Origin of the sequence: Phreatobacter sp. (assembly GCF_016793595.1) — a bacterium.
Classification (GTDB): domain Bacteria; phylum Pseudomonadota; class Alphaproteobacteria; order Rhizobiales; family Phreatobacteraceae; genus Phreatobacter.
In genome coordinates, this window is record NZ_JAEULY010000029.1 from 107,267 (window position 1) to 123,962 (window position 16,696).

The 16,696-nt window shown below is 67.5% G+C and carries 14 protein-coding genes and 1 pseudogene; 6 read left to right on the top strand and 9 right to left on the bottom strand.

All coding sequences use genetic code 11. The features are described from left to right. Positions 1-33: 33 nt before the first annotated feature. Positions 34-3,859, top strand: a pseudogene (metH, locus tag JNK84_RS22800) (methionine synthase). Positions 3,860-3,932: 73 nt separating this feature from the next. Here metH and JNK84_RS22805 read toward each other — a convergent pair. Beyond that, on the bottom strand, positions 3,933-4,421 hold the full coding sequence (locus JNK84_RS22805) for a MarR family winged helix-turn-helix transcriptional regulator (protein WP_293428515.1): 489 nt from the start codon (positions 4,419-4,421) through the stop codon (positions 3,933-3,935). A gap of 85 nt (positions 4,422-4,506) precedes the next feature. Here JNK84_RS22805 and JNK84_RS22810 point away from each other — a divergent pair, with 85 nt between their 5' ends. Together JNK84_RS22810 and JNK84_RS22815 are read left to right on the top strand one after the other, a co-directional pair. Further along, complete coding sequence (locus JNK84_RS22810) at positions 4,507-4,944, top strand: ester cyclase (RefSeq protein ID WP_293428516.1); 438 nt, start codon at positions 4,507-4,509, stop codon at positions 4,942-4,944. A gap of 310 nt (positions 4,945-5,254) precedes the next feature. Further along, complete coding sequence (locus JNK84_RS22815) at positions 5,255-6,796, top strand: hypothetical protein (protein ID WP_293428517.1); 1,542 nt, start codon at positions 5,255-5,257, stop codon at positions 6,794-6,796. Between the two features lie 6 nt (positions 6,797-6,802). Here JNK84_RS22815 and JNK84_RS22820 read toward each other — a convergent pair whose 3' ends face one another. From JNK84_RS22820 to JNK84_RS22830, 3 genes are all read right to left on the bottom strand, one after another. After that, positions 6,803-8,263: a hypothetical protein gene (locus JNK84_RS22820; protein ID WP_293428518.1), complete on the bottom strand. Its 1,461-nt coding sequence runs from the start codon at positions 8,261-8,263 to the stop codon at positions 6,803-6,805. A 6-nt stretch (positions 8,264-8,269) separates the two neighbouring features. Next, a complete protein-coding gene (locus JNK84_RS22825) occupies positions 8,270-10,234 on the bottom strand; it encodes a potassium transporter Kup (RefSeq protein ID WP_293428519.1) in 1,965 nt (654 codons plus the stop codon). A 205-nt stretch (positions 10,235-10,439) separates the two neighbouring features. Further along, positions 10,440-11,363 (bottom strand): DUF2865 domain-containing protein, encoded by a 924-nt coding sequence (locus JNK84_RS22830; RefSeq protein ID WP_293428520.1) that lies wholly within the window; start codon positions 11,361-11,363, stop codon positions 10,440-10,442. A 624-nt stretch (positions 11,364-11,987) separates the two neighbouring features. On the opposite strand from JNK84_RS22830, the gene JNK84_RS22835 reads away from it, so the two are divergent. Both JNK84_RS22835 and JNK84_RS22840 read left to right on the top strand, forming a co-directional pair. Next, positions 11,988-12,659, top strand: coding sequence for a TetR/AcrR family transcriptional regulator (locus JNK84_RS22835; RefSeq protein ID WP_293428521.1), 672 nt, complete (start codon positions 11,988-11,990; stop codon positions 12,657-12,659). Positions 12,660-12,873: 214 nt separating this feature from the next. Then, on the top strand, positions 12,874-13,206 hold the full coding sequence (locus tag JNK84_RS22840) for a DUF2852 domain-containing protein (RefSeq protein WP_293428522.1): 333 nt from the start codon (positions 12,874-12,876) through the stop codon (positions 13,204-13,206). A 53-nt stretch (positions 13,207-13,259) separates the two neighbouring features. On the opposite strand, the gene JNK84_RS22845 is transcribed toward JNK84_RS22840, so the two are convergent. The 5 genes from JNK84_RS22845 to JNK84_RS22865 form a co-directional block, all read right to left on the bottom strand. After that, the gene (locus JNK84_RS22845; RefSeq protein ID WP_293428523.1) at positions 13,260-13,814 is read right to left on the bottom strand and encodes a hypothetical protein; all 555 of its coding nucleotides are present in this window, start codon (positions 13,812-13,814) and stop codon (positions 13,260-13,262) included. A 2-nt stretch (positions 13,815-13,816) separates the two neighbouring features. Then, on the bottom strand, positions 13,817-14,053 hold the full coding sequence (locus JNK84_RS22850; RefSeq protein WP_293428524.1) for a DUF2798 domain-containing protein: 237 nt from the start codon (positions 14,051-14,053) through the stop codon (positions 13,817-13,819). 78 nt (positions 14,054-14,131) lie between these two features. Then, positions 14,132-14,491, bottom strand: a complete 360-nt coding sequence (locus JNK84_RS22855; RefSeq protein ID WP_293428525.1) for a PilZ domain-containing protein — start codon at positions 14,489-14,491, stop codon at positions 14,132-14,134. Between the two features lie 51 nt (positions 14,492-14,542). Continuing rightward, positions 14,543-15,280 (bottom strand): aspartate/glutamate racemase family protein, encoded by a 738-nt coding sequence (locus JNK84_RS22860; protein WP_293428526.1) that lies wholly within the window; start codon positions 15,278-15,280, stop codon positions 14,543-14,545. Between the two features lie 32 nt (positions 15,281-15,312). Beyond that, positions 15,313-15,789, bottom strand: coding sequence for a DUF2867 domain-containing protein (locus JNK84_RS22865; RefSeq protein ID WP_293428527.1), 477 nt, complete (start codon positions 15,787-15,789; stop codon positions 15,313-15,315). A 184-nt stretch (positions 15,790-15,973) separates the two neighbouring features. Here JNK84_RS22865 and JNK84_RS22870 point away from each other — a divergent pair, with 184 nt between their 5' ends. After that, positions 15,974-16,693, top strand: coding sequence for a hypothetical protein (locus tag JNK84_RS22870; protein WP_293428528.1), 720 nt, complete (start codon positions 15,974-15,976; stop codon positions 16,691-16,693). Positions 16,694-16,696 lie beyond the last annotated feature (3 nt).

Sequence of the window (16,696 nt, forward strand, 5' to 3'; positions counted from 1 at the left end):
TCACGATTCCCTTCGTTCCGGAGGACATGCCCGATGACCCAGTTCACTCCCCGCCATGCCGATGGCGCCGAAGTCCTCGCCGCCCTGGCCAAGGCCGCCTCCGAGCGCATCCTCGTGCTTGACGGAGCCATGGGCACGATGATCCAGCGCTACAAGTTCTCGGAAGCCGATTTCCGCGGCGAGCGCTTCAAGCACTGGAACCACGACCTCAAGGGCAATAACGACCTGCTGATCCTGACCCGGCCCGACGTGGTCGAGGCGATTCACCTCGAATATTTCGAGGCGGGCTCGGACATGGTCGAGACCAACACCTTCTCGTCCACCTCCATCGCGCAAGCCGATTACGGCATGGAGGAACTCGCCTACGAGCTGAACTACGAGGGGGCGCGGCTCGCCAAGAACGCCGCGAAGACGGCCGAAGCCAAGGATGGCCGCCGCCGCTTCGTCGCGGGCGCCTTCGGCCCGACCAACCGTACGGCGTCGATCTCGCCGGACGTCAACAATCCCGGCTTCCGCGCCATCACCTTCGATCAGCTTCGCGAAGCCTACGCCGAGGAGGCGAGGGGGCTCATCGATGGCGGCGCCGACATCATGCTGGTCGAGACGATCTTCGACACGCTCAACGCCAAGGCGGCGCTGGTCGCCATCGAGGAGGTGTTCGAGGAGAAGGGTGCGCGCCTGCCGATCATGATCTCCGGCACGATCACCGACCTGTCCGGCCGCACCCTGTCCGGCCAGACGCCCGAGGCCTTCTGGTATTCGCTCATGCACGCGAGCCCGTTCTCCATCGGGCTCAACTGCGCGCTCGGCGCCAAGGAAATGCGCGCCCATATCGCCGCCATCGCGAAGGTCGCGGACACGCTGGTCTGCGCCTATCCGAATGCCGGCCTGCCCAACGAGTTCGGCCTCTACGACGAGAGCCCGGAAGCCATGGCCGCCATGGTCGGCGAGTTCGCGACGAGCGGCCTCGTCAATGTCGTCGGTGGCTGCTGCGGCTCGACGCCCGACCACATCGCCGCCATCGCCAGGGCGGTGAAAGGCGTGAAGCCGCGCGCTATTCCCCAGATCGAGACCAAGCTCCGGCTTTCCGGCCTCGAAGCCTTCGAGTTCGCGGCGTGATGCGCTGCGAACTTCCTTCCATTCCCGTGAGTGCCCGATGACCACCCCCGCTGTCGCGTCCTTCATCAATATCGGCGAGCGCACGAACGTCACCGGTTCGGCGAAGTTCCGGAAACTGATCACCAACGGCGATTATTCCGCCGCGCTGGATGTCGCCCGCGAGCAGGTCGAGAACGGCGCGCAGGTTCTCGACGTCAACATGGACGAGGGCCTCTTGGATTCCGAGAAGGCCATGGTGACCTTCCTCAACCTGATGGCCGCCGAGCCGGACATCGCCCGCGTGCCGGTGATGGTCGACAGCTCCAAATGGGAGGTGATCGAGGCCGGCCTGAAATGCGTGCAGGGCAAGGCCATCGTCAACTCGATCTCCATGAAGGAGGGCGAGGAGAAGTTCATCGAACAGGCGAGGAAGGTGCGCCGCTACGGCGCGGCCGTCGTGGTCATGGCCTTCGACGAGGTCGGTCAGGCCGACACTTTCGCCCGCAAGACCGAGATTTGCGCGCGCGCCTACAAGATTCTCACCGAGAAAGTCGGCTTCCCGCCCCAGGACATCATCTTCGATCCGAACGTCTTCGCGGTGGCGACCGGCATCGAGGAGCACAACAATTACGGCGTCGACTTCATCCAGGCGACGGAGTGGATCCGCAAGAACCTGCCGCATGCTCATGTTTCGGGCGGCGTGTCGAACCTGTCCTTCGCGTTTCGTGGCAACGAGCCCGTCCGCGCCGCGATGCACTCGGTCTTCCTCTACCATGCGATCAAGGTCGGCATGGATATGGGCATCGTCAACGCCGGAGCCCTGCCGGTCTATGACCAGATCGACCCGGAACTGCGCGATCTCTGCGAGGACGTGATCCTCAACCGCCGGCCCGACGCGACCGAGCGGATGGTCGACAATGCCGCGCGCTTCAAGGGCGACGGCGCCGCCGCCCAGCAGGACTCGAAGAAGGACATGTCCTGGCGCGAGAAGCCGGTCGGCGAGCGGCTGACCCATTCGCTCGTCCACGGCATCACCGAGTTCATCGAGCAGGACACCGAAGAAGCGCGCCAGCAGTCGGCGCGGCCGCTGCACGTGATCGAAGGCCCGCTGATGGACGGCATGAACCATGTCGGCGACCTGTTCGGCTCCGGCAAGATGTTCCTGCCGCAGGTTGTCAAGTCGGCGCGCGTGATGAAGCAGGCCGTTGCCTATCTCCAGCCCTTCCTGGAGCAGGAAAAGCGCGACATGGGGCTCGCCGAGAAGCCGGCCAACGGCAAGATCCTGATGGCGACCGTCAAGGGCGACGTCCACGATATCGGCAAGAACATCGTCGGCGTCGTGCTCCAGTGCAACAATTACGAGGTCATCGACCTCGGCGTCATGGTGCCGGCGCAGCGCATCCTCGACGAGGCGAAGAAGCACAACGTCGACATGATCGGCCTGTCCGGCCTGATCACGCCGTCGCTCGACGAGATGGTCCATGTCGCCGGCGAGATGGAGCGGCAGGGCTTCGACGTGCCGCTGCTGATCGGCGGCGCCACCACGTCGCGCGTCCATACGGCGGTGAAGATTCACCCGAACTACAATCAGGGCCAGACCGTCTATGTGCTCGACGCCTCGCGCGCGGTCGGCGTCGCCTCGGCGCTGCTGTCCAGCGAGCAGAAGCCGGCCTATGTCGCCGACATCAGGGCGGAATACGCCAAGATCGCCGAGGCGCATCTGCGCGGCGAGCAGAACAAGCAGCGCCTGCCGCTGGCGGACGCCCGCGCCAACGGCCTCAAGCTCGACTGGAAGGATTATCAGCCGCCGAAGCCCGGCTTCATCGGCACGCGCGTCTTCGAGGATTTCGATCTCGCCGACCTCGTCAGCGCCATCGACTGGACGCCGTTCTTCCAGACCTGGGAGCTGAAGGGCCGCTATCCCGCGATCCTCGACGACGAAAAATATGGCGAGGCCGCGCGCACCCTGTTCAAGGACGCGCAGGTCATGCTCCAGCGCATCGTCGGCGAGAAGTGGCTGACGGCCAAGGCCGTGGTCGGCTTCTGGCCGGCCAATGCCGTCGGTGACGATATCGCGCTCTACGGCGATGAGGGCCGGACGCAGGAGGTCGCGCGCCTCCACACGCTGCGCCAGCAGATTGCCCGCCGCGAGGGCCGCGAGCGCGCCCATATCGCGCTGTCGGACTACGTGGCGCCGAACGGCACGAAGGCCGACTGGGTCGGCGGCTTCGTCGTCACCGCCGGCATCGGCGAGGAGGCGCTGGCGAAGCGTTTCGAGGCGGAGAAGGACGACTATTCCTCGATCCTGTCCAAGGCGCTGGCCGACCGCCTCGCGGAAGCCTTCGCCGAGCGCATGCACCAGATCGTCCGCAAGCAACTCTGGGGCTATGCGCCGGACGAGGCCTATTCCAACGAGGAACTGATCCTCGAACAGTATCGCGGCATCCGCCCGGCGCCCGGCTATCCGGCCCAGCCCGACCATACCGAGAAGGACACGCTGTTCCGCCTGCTCGATGCCGAGCGCGCCATCGGCGTGAAGCTGACGGAGAGCCGCGCCATGTGGCCGGGCTCGTCGGTCTCCGGCCTCTATTTCTCGCACCCCGACAGCGAATATTTCGGCGTCGGCCGCGTCGAGCGCGATCAGGTCGAGGACTACGCGAAGCGCAAGGGCTGGGCGGTGGAGGAGGCCGAGCGCTGGCTCGCGCCGGTGCTCAATTACGATCCCGCGCTGATGAAGACGATGAGCGTCGCGGCGGAGTAGAGCAGCGGCCGGCGGCCGATACCGGCGGGTCGATCAGGACTTCGGCCGGGAGGCTGTCTGGCCGGAGCGCTTGTCAGCCTTCCTCCAGCGTGCCGCCCCCCTGCCGGGCGACGCGCACCAGCCAGCGCCGGACCGCTCCGATATCATCCGGTGGAGTTTCGGCTACCAGCTCGGCCTCGATCGCATGGACGCGGTCGCGGCACCGGGCCAGCAGTTGCCGGCCGGCGTCGCTCAGCTCCAGGTTCAGGATGCGACCGTGTACCGGGTGGGCATGGCGGACCACGGCGCTGCTGCGCAGCAGGTTGGCGACGATCACGCTGAGGGTCTGCGGGGTGAGCAGGGCAAGGCGCGCCAGCTCGGCATTGGACAGCCCCGGATAGGCCGACAGCATCGTCAGCACCGCGAATTGCGGCGGCGTAACGTCCAGGTCCGCCAGGGCACGGGCCATGCGCAGGCGGAACACACCCGCGGCCTGTTGCAGCAGGTAGCCGATATGCCCGTCCTCGCCGCGCTTGCCCTGGCCGATCTCCGGCGCACCAGTTGAATTTTCCATCTTGCTCATAATGTAAGAGTTCTTATATTATATTCGTGCTCTGATAATAGGCGCGACGAGCCATCGCTGTCGATGGCCACGGGAGGAGAGGGCGATGGCCACGAAGGACGAGAACGGTGCTTGCCTGGCACGGCATCTGGAGGCCGAGGGCCGCCACGACATGGCGGTAACCTTGGCGACGCTGCACCCGGACTGCGTGTTCGAAGACAGGCCGATCGGCATGACGCTGCACGGCCGCGAGGGCGCGCGGCGCCACTACGAGCTCTGGTGGAATGCCTTCGGAGTGGTGACGGAGGAGGGGCGGTTGCATTGGGTGCGCGATGACCTCGCCATCGGAGAGGCGTGGTTCGCCGGCGTTCACCGCGGCGAATTCCTCCGCATCCCGCCGACCGGCCGGACCATCCGCTTCCCGTTCACTGTGGTTGTCAGTTTCCGCGATGGGCTGCTGGCCGGCGAGCGCTTCACCTACGATTTGAACGACATCCTGCGGCAAATCGGCCAACCCTTCTTCGACACGGCCCAGGCGGCCTGATGCCGTCGCAAGCTGCCCGTCGGGCTTCGCCCGGCGGGAATCGGATCGCCACTTGCGTTGCGACCTCGACAATCCGCCCCGTCGACAGGTGAAGATAGTCCGAGGCTGCATTTGTGTTCACCCCATGCCGACGAGGATGTAGTCCCGTCAGAGCAACATGCCGATACGATCCGGGCCTGATGAAGCCGACGAATGTCGCGACCGAATGAACTGAAGCGCTGACTCACGTTCTGATGACTCGGCCGTCGCCTCCGCGGCGTCTTTCGGCTATCGAGTGTCGATTGCGGGCGCGGGATCGCTTCAGGGACTTATGGCCGCCGAGACCTCAAAGACGCCGCCGGTCTGGGCCATCGCGACGGTGTTCCTGGCGGCCTGGATCGCCAGGACGGCAGTGGTCCTGATCCTGCCGAACGTCCATCATCCCGACGAGGTCTTCCAGAGCCTCGAGCAGGCCCACCGCATCGTCTTCGGCTACGGCTTCGTGCCATGGGAGTTCGAGCACGCGGTGCGCTCATGGCTGCTCCCCGGCTTCATCGCGGGGCTCATGCGGGCGAGCCGCTTCCTGGGCGAGGGGCCGCAGATCTATCTGCCGGTCGTCGGCTCCGCTCTGGGGGCGATCGGGGCCACGGCCGTCACCTGCGTCTTCCTCTGGGCCCACCGGCTGTTCGGCCTGCGTCTCGCGCTGGCGGCGGCAGCTGTGCCGGCCTTCGCGCCGGAACTGGTCTTCTTCGGCGGCAAGGCGCTGACGGAAGTCGTCGGTGGCCACCTGCTCGTCATCGCGCTCTACCTCGCCTTTCCGGGCAGGGTGGTCGAGAATCGCGGGCGGCTTGTGCTGGCCGGAATCCTTGCGGCGCTGGCGGTGGCCGTCCGCCTGCAGATCGCCCCCGCCGTCGCTCTTGTCGGGCTGTTCGCCCTGATCCGCTGGCCGCTGCACAGGGCGATCTGGCTGGCTGTCGGCGCGGCGCTGGCGGTGGCCTTTGCCGGCGCGCTCGACTGGGTGACGTGGGGCACGCCGTTCCTCTCCTACTGGCACAACTTCACCTACAACCTGACCTATGGGGTCTCCTCGCATTTCGGCGAGCATCCCTGGTTCGACTATCCCGCCCAGTTGCTGGTCGTCTGGGGCGGCGCGCTCGTCGCCATCCTTGTTTTCGCTGCCATCGGCGCGCGCTTCCTGCCGTTGGCGGCCGGCATTGCTCTCGTGGTTCTGGCGACCCATCTGCCCATCGCCCACAAGGAGCTCCGCTTCCTCTACCCGCTGATGTTCATCGTGCAGGCGCTGGTCGGGCTGGGGATCGCGGCCTCGGCGCATTGGTTCGTCCGCTCCGGCATTCTTGCCAGCTTGCCTTCGAGGGCGTCTGCCCCGCTGTGGCAGGCGGCGGCCGGAACGGCGCTGCTCGCGCTGTTCATCGTCGGTCGACTGCCGGGATTCATGATGACGCCGGCAGCGGGCTCGGCGTGGATCGAGAAGAAGGACGATGTCGAGGCCTCGCTCGCCATTTCCCGGCTTGGCGCTGTCTGCGGGATCGGCGGCTATGGCGTGCGGTGGGCGCAAACCGGCGGCTACTCGCAGATGCATCAGCCGGCGCCGTTCTTCGAGATTGCCGGACCTGACGATTTCGCGGCCAGGCTCCCGGCATTCAACACCGTCATATTCGACCGGGTGCTGCTGCCTCACGTCGGCCTCCCCGACGCCCGCTGTTTCGGTTCGCGCTGCGTGGCGCAGCGACCGGGGGTCTGCGAGGCGCGCCCGGCCGATCCGCTGCCATTGCCGCCGCAGTTGCAGGGCGTCCGGCGCGTCAGGGAGCTATGGCCGCCGCCCGCCGGCCAGTGGCGCGCCGCCCGGCCTTGACGCCGTTCAGGGGGCCCGGGAAGCCGTGGTCCGGGCCGCCGCCTCGATGCGGCAGATGTTCCGCCTCAGCAAATCCACCCGCGCGCGGGGCGCGAGGCTGCGTTCGGCATCCATGGCGCCGATGGTGGCGCACGTGATCGGCGTGAAGCCTGCCGCCGGCATCACCACGATGAAGTCGCGCCCGGCCTCGCCGAGATTGACCGCCGACTGATAGGGCAGCGACCAGTCCCAGGCGACGGGCCAGCCCCGCTGCGGGGCAATGGCGGTTCCGTCCGTGCGCGAACCATCCGAAAAGACCAGCGACACACCCTTCGGCAGCGCTGCGGCCGGGGGCGCAGGTCCGGCGACCACAGCCTCGAGAGCCTGCCAGTGAAAGAGGAAGCGGGCGGCCTCGAACGCATGGCCGAAGGCCGACACGGCGACGACGATGGCGAGGTTGAGCGCCAGCGTTTTCTGGTGGCGGCGGAACAGGGCCCCGGCCCTTCCGGCGAGTTCGGGCCGCAATGTCTCGGCGAGGCGGAACAGCAGCATCAGCCCGAGAAAGGCGGCGAGACCACAAAAGACGATGGTTCGCGCGATGTAGCGGCGCAGCACATGCGGCTCGCCCGGCCAGACGACCATGATCACGGCTGCGACGGCCACGATCGAAGCGACCATGACGAGCGTCGCCGCACGCGTCTTCGGCGTCCTGAACAGCAGCAGGGCCTGCAGCAGGACGAGGCCGATCACCACGGTCAGCGAGATGTTGTTGAGCAGATTGTCGGGGCTGAGGAAGTTCAGCGCGTTCTCGTGGACGGTCCGCTGGATTTCAGCGTTGGGGATGCGGACTGCCACCTTGACGATGAGCGCCGGCAGGACCGTGGCCGTCAGCACGGCGAGAAAGCGTGGCTCGCGGTTCACCAGATAGCCGTTGAGCAGCACCAGTGCGACCAGCGGCGCTGCCGCCTCGTGGACGAAGGCTGTGACCAGCGCAAAGATCGCCAGCGGAAGCGTGCGGACATTGGCCCTGCGCGTCGCATAGGCGAGCAGTGGCCAGACCAGCGCATGGGCAAGCCACATCTCGGTCGGAAAGAAGGCGACGCTGAGGGCCAGTACGATGGTGGAAACCGCACACCAGAACGACAGGCTGGAACCCCTGTCCTCGAGCAGGCGCGTCGCGAGCAGGCCGGCGAGCGGCAGGGACGCCATGATCACGCCGTAGAGGCCGACCGCGAACGACGCGCTGCCGGTGAGGCGTCCAGCCAGGAAGGGCGGCAGGATGGTGAGGACGAATGCGCTGAGGCGGTTCGGGTAGCTCGCCCAGGCCAGCGTCCAGGGGTCCGGTGACAGGATCGACAGGACGAAGAAGCTGCCGTCGGCAAAGCTGACGACGCCGAACAACGGGTAGATGACGATGAGGGCTGCCGACAGTCCGGCCGCGACGACGAACGTCGCCGACCGGAACAGGCGGAGGTCAGCTTCGCTCATGCCGGATCAGATCGTCACCTGCGTACCGACCTCGACCACGCGGCCGGTCGGCAGGTGGAAATAGTCCGAGGCCGCATTGGCGTTCACCGCCATGCCGATGAAGATGTAGTCCTGCCAGAGCGGCATGCCGAGCTTGCCGGAGGCTTTCAGGTGCCGCCGCGACAGGAAGAACGAGGTCGACATCATGTCGAACTTCAGCCCCACCTTCTTGCAGGCGATCAGCGACTTGGGGATGTTCGGCGTCTCCATGTAGCCGAACCGGATGATCAGCTTCGAGAAGCGGTCGTTGATCTTCTCGTAGGTGATCCGCTCGCCCTCCGGCACGCGCGGCGTGTCGGCGCTCTTCACCGCCAGGAACACGTTGTGCTCGTGCAGCACCTTGTTGTGCTTGAGGTTGTGGAGCAGCGAGGCCGGCGCATAGCCGTGGTCGGAGGTCAGGAAGATGGCCGTGCCGGGAACCTGATGCGGCGGACGCTTCTCGAAGCTCTTGAGCAGATCGACGAGCGGCACCTCGATGCGGCGCGTCTTGTCGGCGAGAATCCGCGTGCCGGTCCGCCAGGTGATCATCAGGAACAGGATGACCGCGCCGATCGCCAGCGGCACCCAGCCGCCATCGACCAGCTTCAGCAGATTGGCGCCGAAGAAGATGAAGTGGATGACGATCAGCGGCACCATGACGATCAGCGACACGGCGAGGTTCCACTGCCACAGGCGGCGGACGACGAAATAGGCGAGGACCGCGGTGATCAGCATGGTCGCGGTGACCGCGATGCCATAGGCGGAGGCGAGGTTCGAAGACGACCGGAACATGAGCACGAGCGCCAGGACGGCGACAAGCAGTCCCCAGTTGACGGCCGGCAGGTAGATCTGGCCGGAATGCTCCTCGGAGGTGTGGCGGATCGCCATGCGCGGCAGCAGGCCGAGCTGGATCGCCTGCCGCGACAGCGAGAAGGCGCCGGTGATCACTGCCTGGCTCGCGATGATGGTCGCCAGTGTCGCCAGGATCACCATCGGCAGCAGCGCCCAGGACGGCGCGAGCAGGAAGAACGGATTGGACAGCGTCTCCGGATGCGCGAGGACCATGGCGCCCTGACCGAGATAGTTCAGCGTCAGCGCCGGGAACACCAGCATGAACCACGCCCACTGGATCGGCTTGCGGCCGAAATGGCCGAGATCGGTATAGAGCGCCTCGCCACCGGTGACCGCCAGGAAGACGGCGCCGAGCGCCAGCAGGCCGACGGTGCCGTTGTTCGCCACGAACACCAGCCCGTAATAGGGGTTGAAGGCATAGAAGATGGTCAGGTCGTCCCAGATGTGCAGCAGGCCGGCAATGCCCATCGCCAGGAACCAGACAATGCAGATCGGGCCGAAGAAGCGGGCCACCCGCGCCGTGCCGTGGCTCTGCACGGCGAACAGGCCGACGATGATGACCACGGTGATCGGCACGATGTAGGGCTCGAAGACCGGGGTCACGAGCTTCAGACCTTCGACGGCCGACAGGACCGAGATGGCCGGCGTGATCGCCGCGTCACCGTAGAACAGCGCCGCGCCCGCCATGCCGAGGAGCGCCACGACATAGCTCGGCTTGCCGAGCGCGCGGTTCGCGAGAGCGACCAGCGTGAGGATGCCGCCTTCGCCCTTGTCGTCGGCGCGCAGCAGCAGCAGCACATATTTGCCGGTGATGATCAGGATCAGCGACCAGAGGATCAGCGAGATGACGCCCAGCACGAGGTCGCGGCTGGGCACGACGCCGGGGACATGGCCGGTCGCCGCCGCGACCGCCTCGCGAAACGCGTAGAGCGGACTGGTTCCGATATCGCCGTAGACGACGCCGATGGAGCCGATCAGGAGACCCCAGAAGCTCGCCTGCGAGTGCCCGGCGCCGGTGGTGGCGTCGTGCGGAAGCTCGCTGGCCGCGGCGCTTGCTTCGGAAGGCGCGGCGGCAGCTGCCGCAGCGGGTTCATTGGTCATCTGTTCGGAACCTTCGGCTCGCCCGGACGTGTCAGCCTCTAGGGACGCAAGCTCATGCCATTCCGGCATTGCCGCCGGACCGCCGGCGGCGGGCAGGATGGCTCGCCATGTCCGATCGTGGCGCGCCTCATAGCGCAACCGGGCATCGCTGATCAACCGTCGCGCAAATCGGCGCGGGCCGCGTCGCCCGCGCCGGACGCTTCATTTACTGGAGGACGGAAGCCGCCGGCCGGCGCGTGATGTCCAGAACGCGAACGGTTGCGTTGGCAGTCGAGGCAGCGACGGGCGCGGGCTGCTGCGCGGGCGTGATCGCGCCCAGCCGGCCAGTGCGGGCGACGGGAGCGGCCGTGCCGCTGTCGCGGGCCTGAATGCCGGCCTGGATCTCCGCGACGCGGCGCTGGATGTCGGCCGGCAGCCGGCCATAGGCGCGGGCCTCGACGAAATCCTGGTTGCGGTAGGGGAACCGCGCGGCGCCCCGGAACACCCGCACGCCCTGCTCCGTCACGACGACGTCGCCCGCGCGCAGGGTGAAATCCCGGTTGATCGGCAGCCGTGCGAGACCGTTGGTCGCGACACTCTGGCAGGTGCATGCGCGATCCATGGTCTGGCGGAAGCGGAAGGCGGTGCGCAGCGCCGAATAGGTCTGGCCGCGCGGCCCGACCGCGTCCTCGATGCTGCCCTGGCGCGCAACGGTGTAGAGCGTGACTTCGGCGCCCGGGCACATGCTGCTGCAACTGGTCTGCTGGGCCGCCCGGCCCTCGCCCGACATGGCGGGGCCGGCCGGGAAGAAGAAGCCGTCGCAGGTGCGCACGCAGAAGGCGCGCGGACCGCCGACATTCTCGCCGGATGCGGTGCGGCCCTGGCTCTCGTTCGACCGCGGCGGGCCGTTCGGGCGGACGGTGACCTCCGGCAGTTCGCGCCGGTTGCCGCCGAACAGGGGGAGGCCGGGAAAGCTGAAGCCGCGGCTCTGCTGGGAAGCGGCCGGGCGCCGGCCGTAATCGCCGCGCGCGATCGCATAGAATTCGTCGGAATCCTGCGCTGCGGCCGTTCCGATACCGGATCCGAGAAGCGCAAGGGCGACGACGAGCGCGCGGCCGTGGATCGGCCTTCTCATGATCAGTTTGGTCATGGCTGCCCTGCCGGACTGGAGACGCGGAACGTGATGCTCGGAACGAGGCGGGAGGCGGATGGAAGGCGGCCCTTGTCGCAGGGCAATGTTGCGGCGAGATGTCGGAGGATGCCGCGCCGGGAGCGAGGAGCCCACGCCCGCGCAACAAACCGCGCCGGGACAGCGCATGCGACAGGGTAGAAGCGGCCCCCGGAAAAGACAACGCCGGACCTCGGGTCCGGCGTCGTTAGCGTTAAGGGCGAGACGTTGATCGTCTCCGCATTCGATCGATTGCGCCGGAGCCGCAGGCCCGGCCGTCCGCGGCGGGGATGGCTTAGAACGCGCCGAACAGGATGGCCCCCAGGAACGCGAAGGCCGCACAGGCGGCAACCACGTTGGTGTGTCGCACAAGCTCCACGGCTGACCTCCCTTTTCAGGAACCGGGCTCGCAAAGCTAAGGCGGCTTGGCGAAGCCCGCAAAGCGGATTCTGGCAATCCACAGGGGGAAACGGACATTGTCGTCGAACCCTCCCGGCGCCTTCATTGACATGATTGGGGAATTTCGACGCGTTCAACGCGTGGCGATAGGTGAGGGTTCCTGTCCCATGCGATGTTTTATCGAGCGACGTCGCATGGAGCCGGCGCTTGACCTCCGTTGCCGGCGATGTCAATGCTCTTAACTTCATGGTGAAGCTACCCGATTCCGAACTGGCCGAGCGACGCGGCTACCATCACGGCAACCTGCGTGGCTCGCTGGTCGAGGCGGCGCGCCGGCTGATTGCCGAACGTGGGCCGGCGGGCTTCACACTGTCGGACGCGGCCAAGCTGGCCGGTGTCTCGCCCGCCGCACCCTACCGGCATTTCAAGGACCGGCAGGCGCTGTTGCGCGAGGTGGCGCGCCAGGGTTTCGAGGAGCTTGGTGGGCGGCTCGGCGCGGCTGCGCGCGGTGGTGGAGAAGACGGCTTCCTCTCCATGGGGCGCGCCTATCTCGCCTTTGCGCGCGAGGAGCCGGCCTTCTACGCGGCGATGTTCAATACCGGCTCCGCCGACGGTCCGGCGCGGCCGGATGACGATCCCGGCCTCGCGCTGCTGCGCGAGGCGGTCGGCCGAAAACTCGGCACGTCCGATCCGGAAACGACGCGGCTTGCCGCGCTGCTGGTGTTCGGCCTGACGCACGGTCTCGCGTCGCTGGCCGCGCCCGGATCCGTGGCCATGCCGGAGGGTCTCGTCGATCCGGAAAGGGCGCTGGAGATCGGCGTCGAGGCCCTGCTGCGCGGCCTCATGCCCGCCCTGAAGGACCGCGGCCAGCCGGTCTGAACGCATCGGACTGTCAGGAGCGAGGCTTCTCGCCTTGACATCTCGCATCGAAATGATAATGTAATTTACATTCTCAATATGCAGCGCGTGTGAGGAGAATGTCATGACCCAGATGCAGCTTGAGATGAACAGATGGTCCGGCATGGCGCGTAGCGGCCGGCTTCCGCCCTTTGCGGGCTCGTGGCGCGGCGCCGCCGCCCGCCGCTAGCATCCGTTGGAACTGGTTGCGATGATCGTCGGCTTCGCGCTGTTCTGGCCGGTCGGCCTTGCCGTTCTGGCGTGGAAAAAATGGAGCGGCGCGACGCGGGGCGAGCCCTCGGCTCAGGAGCCGATGCGCCTCGGCGGCGGCCTCGATCACGATACCGGCAACAGCGCTTTCGAGGACTTCAAACGCGCCGAGCTGGCCCGGCTGGAGGACGAGCGGCGCAAGCTGGTCGATGCGCAGGCCGAGTTCGGCGACTTCCTCGATCGCCTGAAGCGGGCGCGCGACCGCGAGGAGTTCGAGCGGTTCATGGCTGATCGCAACGCGCCCAGGCCCGCCGTCTGACCGGGGCGGCACTCGAAGACACTGCGGGCGCCTTCGGGGGCGCCCGTTGCCGTTCAGTTCTGGACGGCGCGGGCCAGCCCGAGAACGATGCTCAGCAGCGCGCTCGCGACCAGCAGGCCGAATTTCAGCGCCGATATCCAGGGCAGGACCCCGGCCGGGTCGGCGAGGGCGGAATAGGCGGCCGCGAGCAGGATATCCTCGGCAAGGTCGGTGGCCGCGAAGGCCAGAGGCAGCAGGATGAGGATGCGGCTGTTGCGGTCCGAAAGCGGCAGGCCGCGTGTCGCAAGCCCGGCGGCCGTCAGGAGCGCCGTGGTGATGGCGGCGATCAGCGGCAGATCGGCGACGAGCGCCCACAGCGCCTGCCGACGCAACGGGCCGATGGCCGCGAGGAACTCACGGAACTCGGCCGCGGAGTAGCCGGCATGGCGGGCCTCGGGACGCTGCGGCCGGAGGCAGTCGAGCAACTGGCAGTCGCCGGTGCGCAGGGCCTGTTCGACCGGCAGGTTGGCATAGGCATTGAGCAGGAAGGCGGCGGCGACCGCGCCCAGCGCGAGGGCGAGGCGCGCTGGCGTCGCCGCGCCCGCAAGGCGCTCGGCCGCCGTCGGCACCGTCAGTATCCCTTGGCTTCGAGCCAGCCGACGATGCGGCCGGTGGCGCGCCGGGCAACGGGGATGGCGATATAGGCCGCGATCGCCGCGGCCGGCCAGGCAATGACGAAGGCCTTCATCCAGCGTGCGAGATAATCCGGGGGAACCCCGAGATTGAGATAGGTGATCAGCGCGGTCATCAGGAAGGCCATGACGCCGGCCATGAGGATGGGCTGGATGATGGCGGCTTTCGGGGGCATGCGGGCTCCGGGTCGCGATGCCCGATAGCCGCCAGATTATGCTGCGCCGCGCAAGAGGGCTGGCGCGCGTCAGTCCTGTCAGCTCTCGCGTTCGTGAATGCGGCGCATCAGCCGGCGGTTCTGGTCGGCCAGTTCCCTGACCTGGCGCGTCAGCGCGTCTTCGGACTGGGCTTCGGCGGCAGCGAAGCTCACGCCGATCTCGGGGGCGCGGCGCCAGATGACCCGGCAGGCGAAGGTCTCGCCCTTCTGCGGGATCTTGAGGTCGAAATGATCGGGAATGTCGATGACGCCGCCGCAGTCGAGGCGCGCGCCCTTCGCCGTGAAGTTCCGCACCGTGCATTCGCTCGAGCGCAGGCCCCCGGGGAACAGGATCGTTCCCTTCCAGAAAGTGCGGTTGCGCGGCAGGGTACGGCGCTCGGCGACGGGTTCGGCGGACACGGGATGCCTGACCTGATACAAAATCTGCGAAATTGTCCTATCAGAGCTTCTTTAATCTTCCGTTGAGACGGCGGCCGAGGCGAAGACGCCTGAATAGGTCTTCGGTCGCGGCGGGGCGTAGCCGCCGACCTTGGACGTCCTCAGCCCGAGGCCGTGCAGGCTTTCCGCGAGTTTCACCGCGGCGGCGACCCCGTCGATGACCGGCAGGCCGTGCTCGGCCGACAGCGCCGCCGCGAGGTCCGCCATGCCGGCGCAGCCGAGCACGACGGCCTCGGCGCGGTCATCGGCCTTGGCGCGGGCGATTTCGGCGGAGATGCGGGAGCGCGCGTCGGAGGCCGGGTTTTCCAGTTCGAGCACGGGCACCTCGCAGGCGCGCACGCGCGCGCAGTGGTGTGCGAACCCGTATTTGTGGACGTTGTGCTCCAGCGCCGGCACCGAGACTGCGAGCGTCGTGACGACCGAGAATTTCGTCGCGAGCAGCGTCGCCATGTGCATCGCGGCTTCGCCGATGCCGATGACGGGCACTTTCACCAGCGAGCGCGCGGCGTCGAGGCCGGTATCGTCGAAACAGGCGATGACGAAGGCGTCTGCGTGCGGGCGCGCGCGCATTTCGGCGAGCATGCCCGGAATCGAGAAAACCTCGTCGTAATAACCCTCGATCGAGGCGGGGCCGCTGTCGGGATTGACCGCCTCGATCCGCGTGCCCGGCGCGGCGACGGCGCGGGCGGCCTCGCCGATGGCGCGGGTCATGGAGGCCGTGGTGTTCGGATTGACGATGGTCAGATGCATGACTGTCCGGATCGGCTGAGGGGGCCGCGGTTTCAGGGGCGAGCGACCCGTCGCAGCATGGCAGGGACGATCATCCGATGGAACGGCAATACCGCCTTGAGGTAGCCGCGGCCGAACAGATTGTGGGTGCGCACCAGTGTCGTTGCCATGACGCGGCGGGTCGCGCCGTCGCCCATCACGTCGACGACCACGCGGAAGTCGAGATGGCGGTCGTCGAAGCCGAGCACGACGCGTTCGGGCGTCTGCGAGATCACCGGAAAGAAGCCCATCCGCTCGGGCGTGGAGGTGCGCTCCGGCGGGGCGCCCCTGAGGCCGAAAGGTGCGACGGCGAGGTTGCGGACGACGAGGAGCCCCGCCACCCAGCGCGGCGTGCGCGCCATCATGTGGCGTGCAGCCGCGATGGCGTCCAGATCAGGCTCCTCGACCGCGATCCCATAGGTGTCCGAGAAGTCAGCGCCCTCAAGGAGATGACCGGTATCGGATGCCGGTCCGGTTGCCTGAGCCTGCATGGCTGTTTCCTGCTGCAATTCCCGCCCCCCGCAGATGGCGGCGCGGGCGGCGTTACGAAAGCCGTCGCGGCGCTCTGCCGCAGCTTGGCCGGGCCGCACTCTCGCGGGTCCGGCTTCGCGACGCAATGAAGCGGAAACGCAGCGGCGGGAAGACTGGGATGACCGATCTTCCGGAGTGCATGTCATGAAGCGCTTGGCGACAGTTCTGGCCGCCGCCGTCGCACTGGCAGCGGGCGAGGCCGCCGCCGGGCCGGGGGACTGCTACGGCGACAGTTTCCGCGCCAGCGCCGAATTGCGCGCGGCGGTGGTCCGGAATGATGCGCCACGGGTCAATTTCGTGAAGAACGTCACGGCCCGCACCGGCTGCCCGGCCGCGACGGAAGCCTGTCGCGAGCGCGCCTATCTCATTCCCGGCAACGGCGTAGTGGTCGGCGAGGAGGTCGGCGGCTTCCGCTGTGCGGTCTATCTCGCCGGCAACGGGCAGGCGCGCGCGGGGTGGCTGCCGGCGGCGGCGCTGATGCTCATCCCGCCGGCCAATACGCCCGACTGGACCGGGCGATGGACGGCAGGTCCCGAACAGACCATCACGATCACGCAGAACGACAATCGCGAGTGGGTTCTGGAAGGCGAGGCCACCTACGGCGCGAGCGATCCCGAGCGTGTCCGGCGCGGCGGCGTCAACATGGGCAATTTCAACGCGGCGGTGCCGCGCGGCGATGTGCAGGCCGGCACGTTCATGGCCTTCGCCGAAGGTCCGAACGGGACGCTGGCCTTCGACACGGGCGGCGAGGGGCTCTGCCGTGTCTCCCTCAGGCTGGTGGGACCGTGGATGATCGTCACCGACAATGGCGGCTGCGGCGGCCATAATGTCAGCTTTTCCGGGATTTATCGGCAGTCGCGCTGACCC

Bases quoted from the DNA above. Each gene is read 5' to 3' on its own strand.
- JNK84_RS22805 (WP_293428515.1), bottom strand. From the start codon at position 4,421: ATGAGCAAGATGGAAAATTCAACTGGTGCGCCGGAGATCGGCCAGGGC.
- JNK84_RS22810 (WP_293428516.1), top strand. From the start codon at position 4,507: ATGGCCACGAAGGACGAGAACGGTGCTTGCCTGGCACGGCATCTGGAG.
- JNK84_RS22815 (WP_293428517.1), top strand. From the start codon at position 5,255: ATGGCCGCCGAGACCTCAAAGACGCCGCCGGTCTGGGCCATCGCGACG.
- JNK84_RS22820 (WP_293428518.1), bottom strand. From the start codon at position 8,263: ATGAGCGAAGCTGACCTCCGCCTGTTCCGGTCGGCGACGTTCGTCGTC.
- JNK84_RS22825 (WP_293428519.1), bottom strand. From the start codon at position 10,234: ATGACCAATGAACCCGCTGCGGCAGCTGCCGCCGCGCCTTCCGAAGCA.
- JNK84_RS22830 (WP_293428520.1), bottom strand. From the start codon at position 11,363: ATGACCAAACTGATCATGAGAAGGCCGATCCACGGCCGCGCGCTCGTC.
- JNK84_RS22850 (WP_293428524.1), bottom strand. From the start codon at position 14,053: ATGCCCCCGAAAGCCGCCATCATCCAGCCCATCCTCATGGCCGGCGTC.
- JNK84_RS22860 (WP_293428526.1), bottom strand. From the start codon at position 15,280: ATGCATCTGACCATCGTCAATCCGAACACCACGGCCTCCATGACCCGC.
- JNK84_RS22865 (WP_293428527.1), bottom strand. From the start codon at position 15,789: ATGCAGGCTCAGGCAACCGGACCGGCATCCGATACCGGTCATCTCCTT.
- JNK84_RS22870 (WP_293428528.1), top strand. From the start codon at position 15,974: ATGAAGCGCTTGGCGACAGTTCTGGCCGCCGCCGTCGCACTGGCAGCG.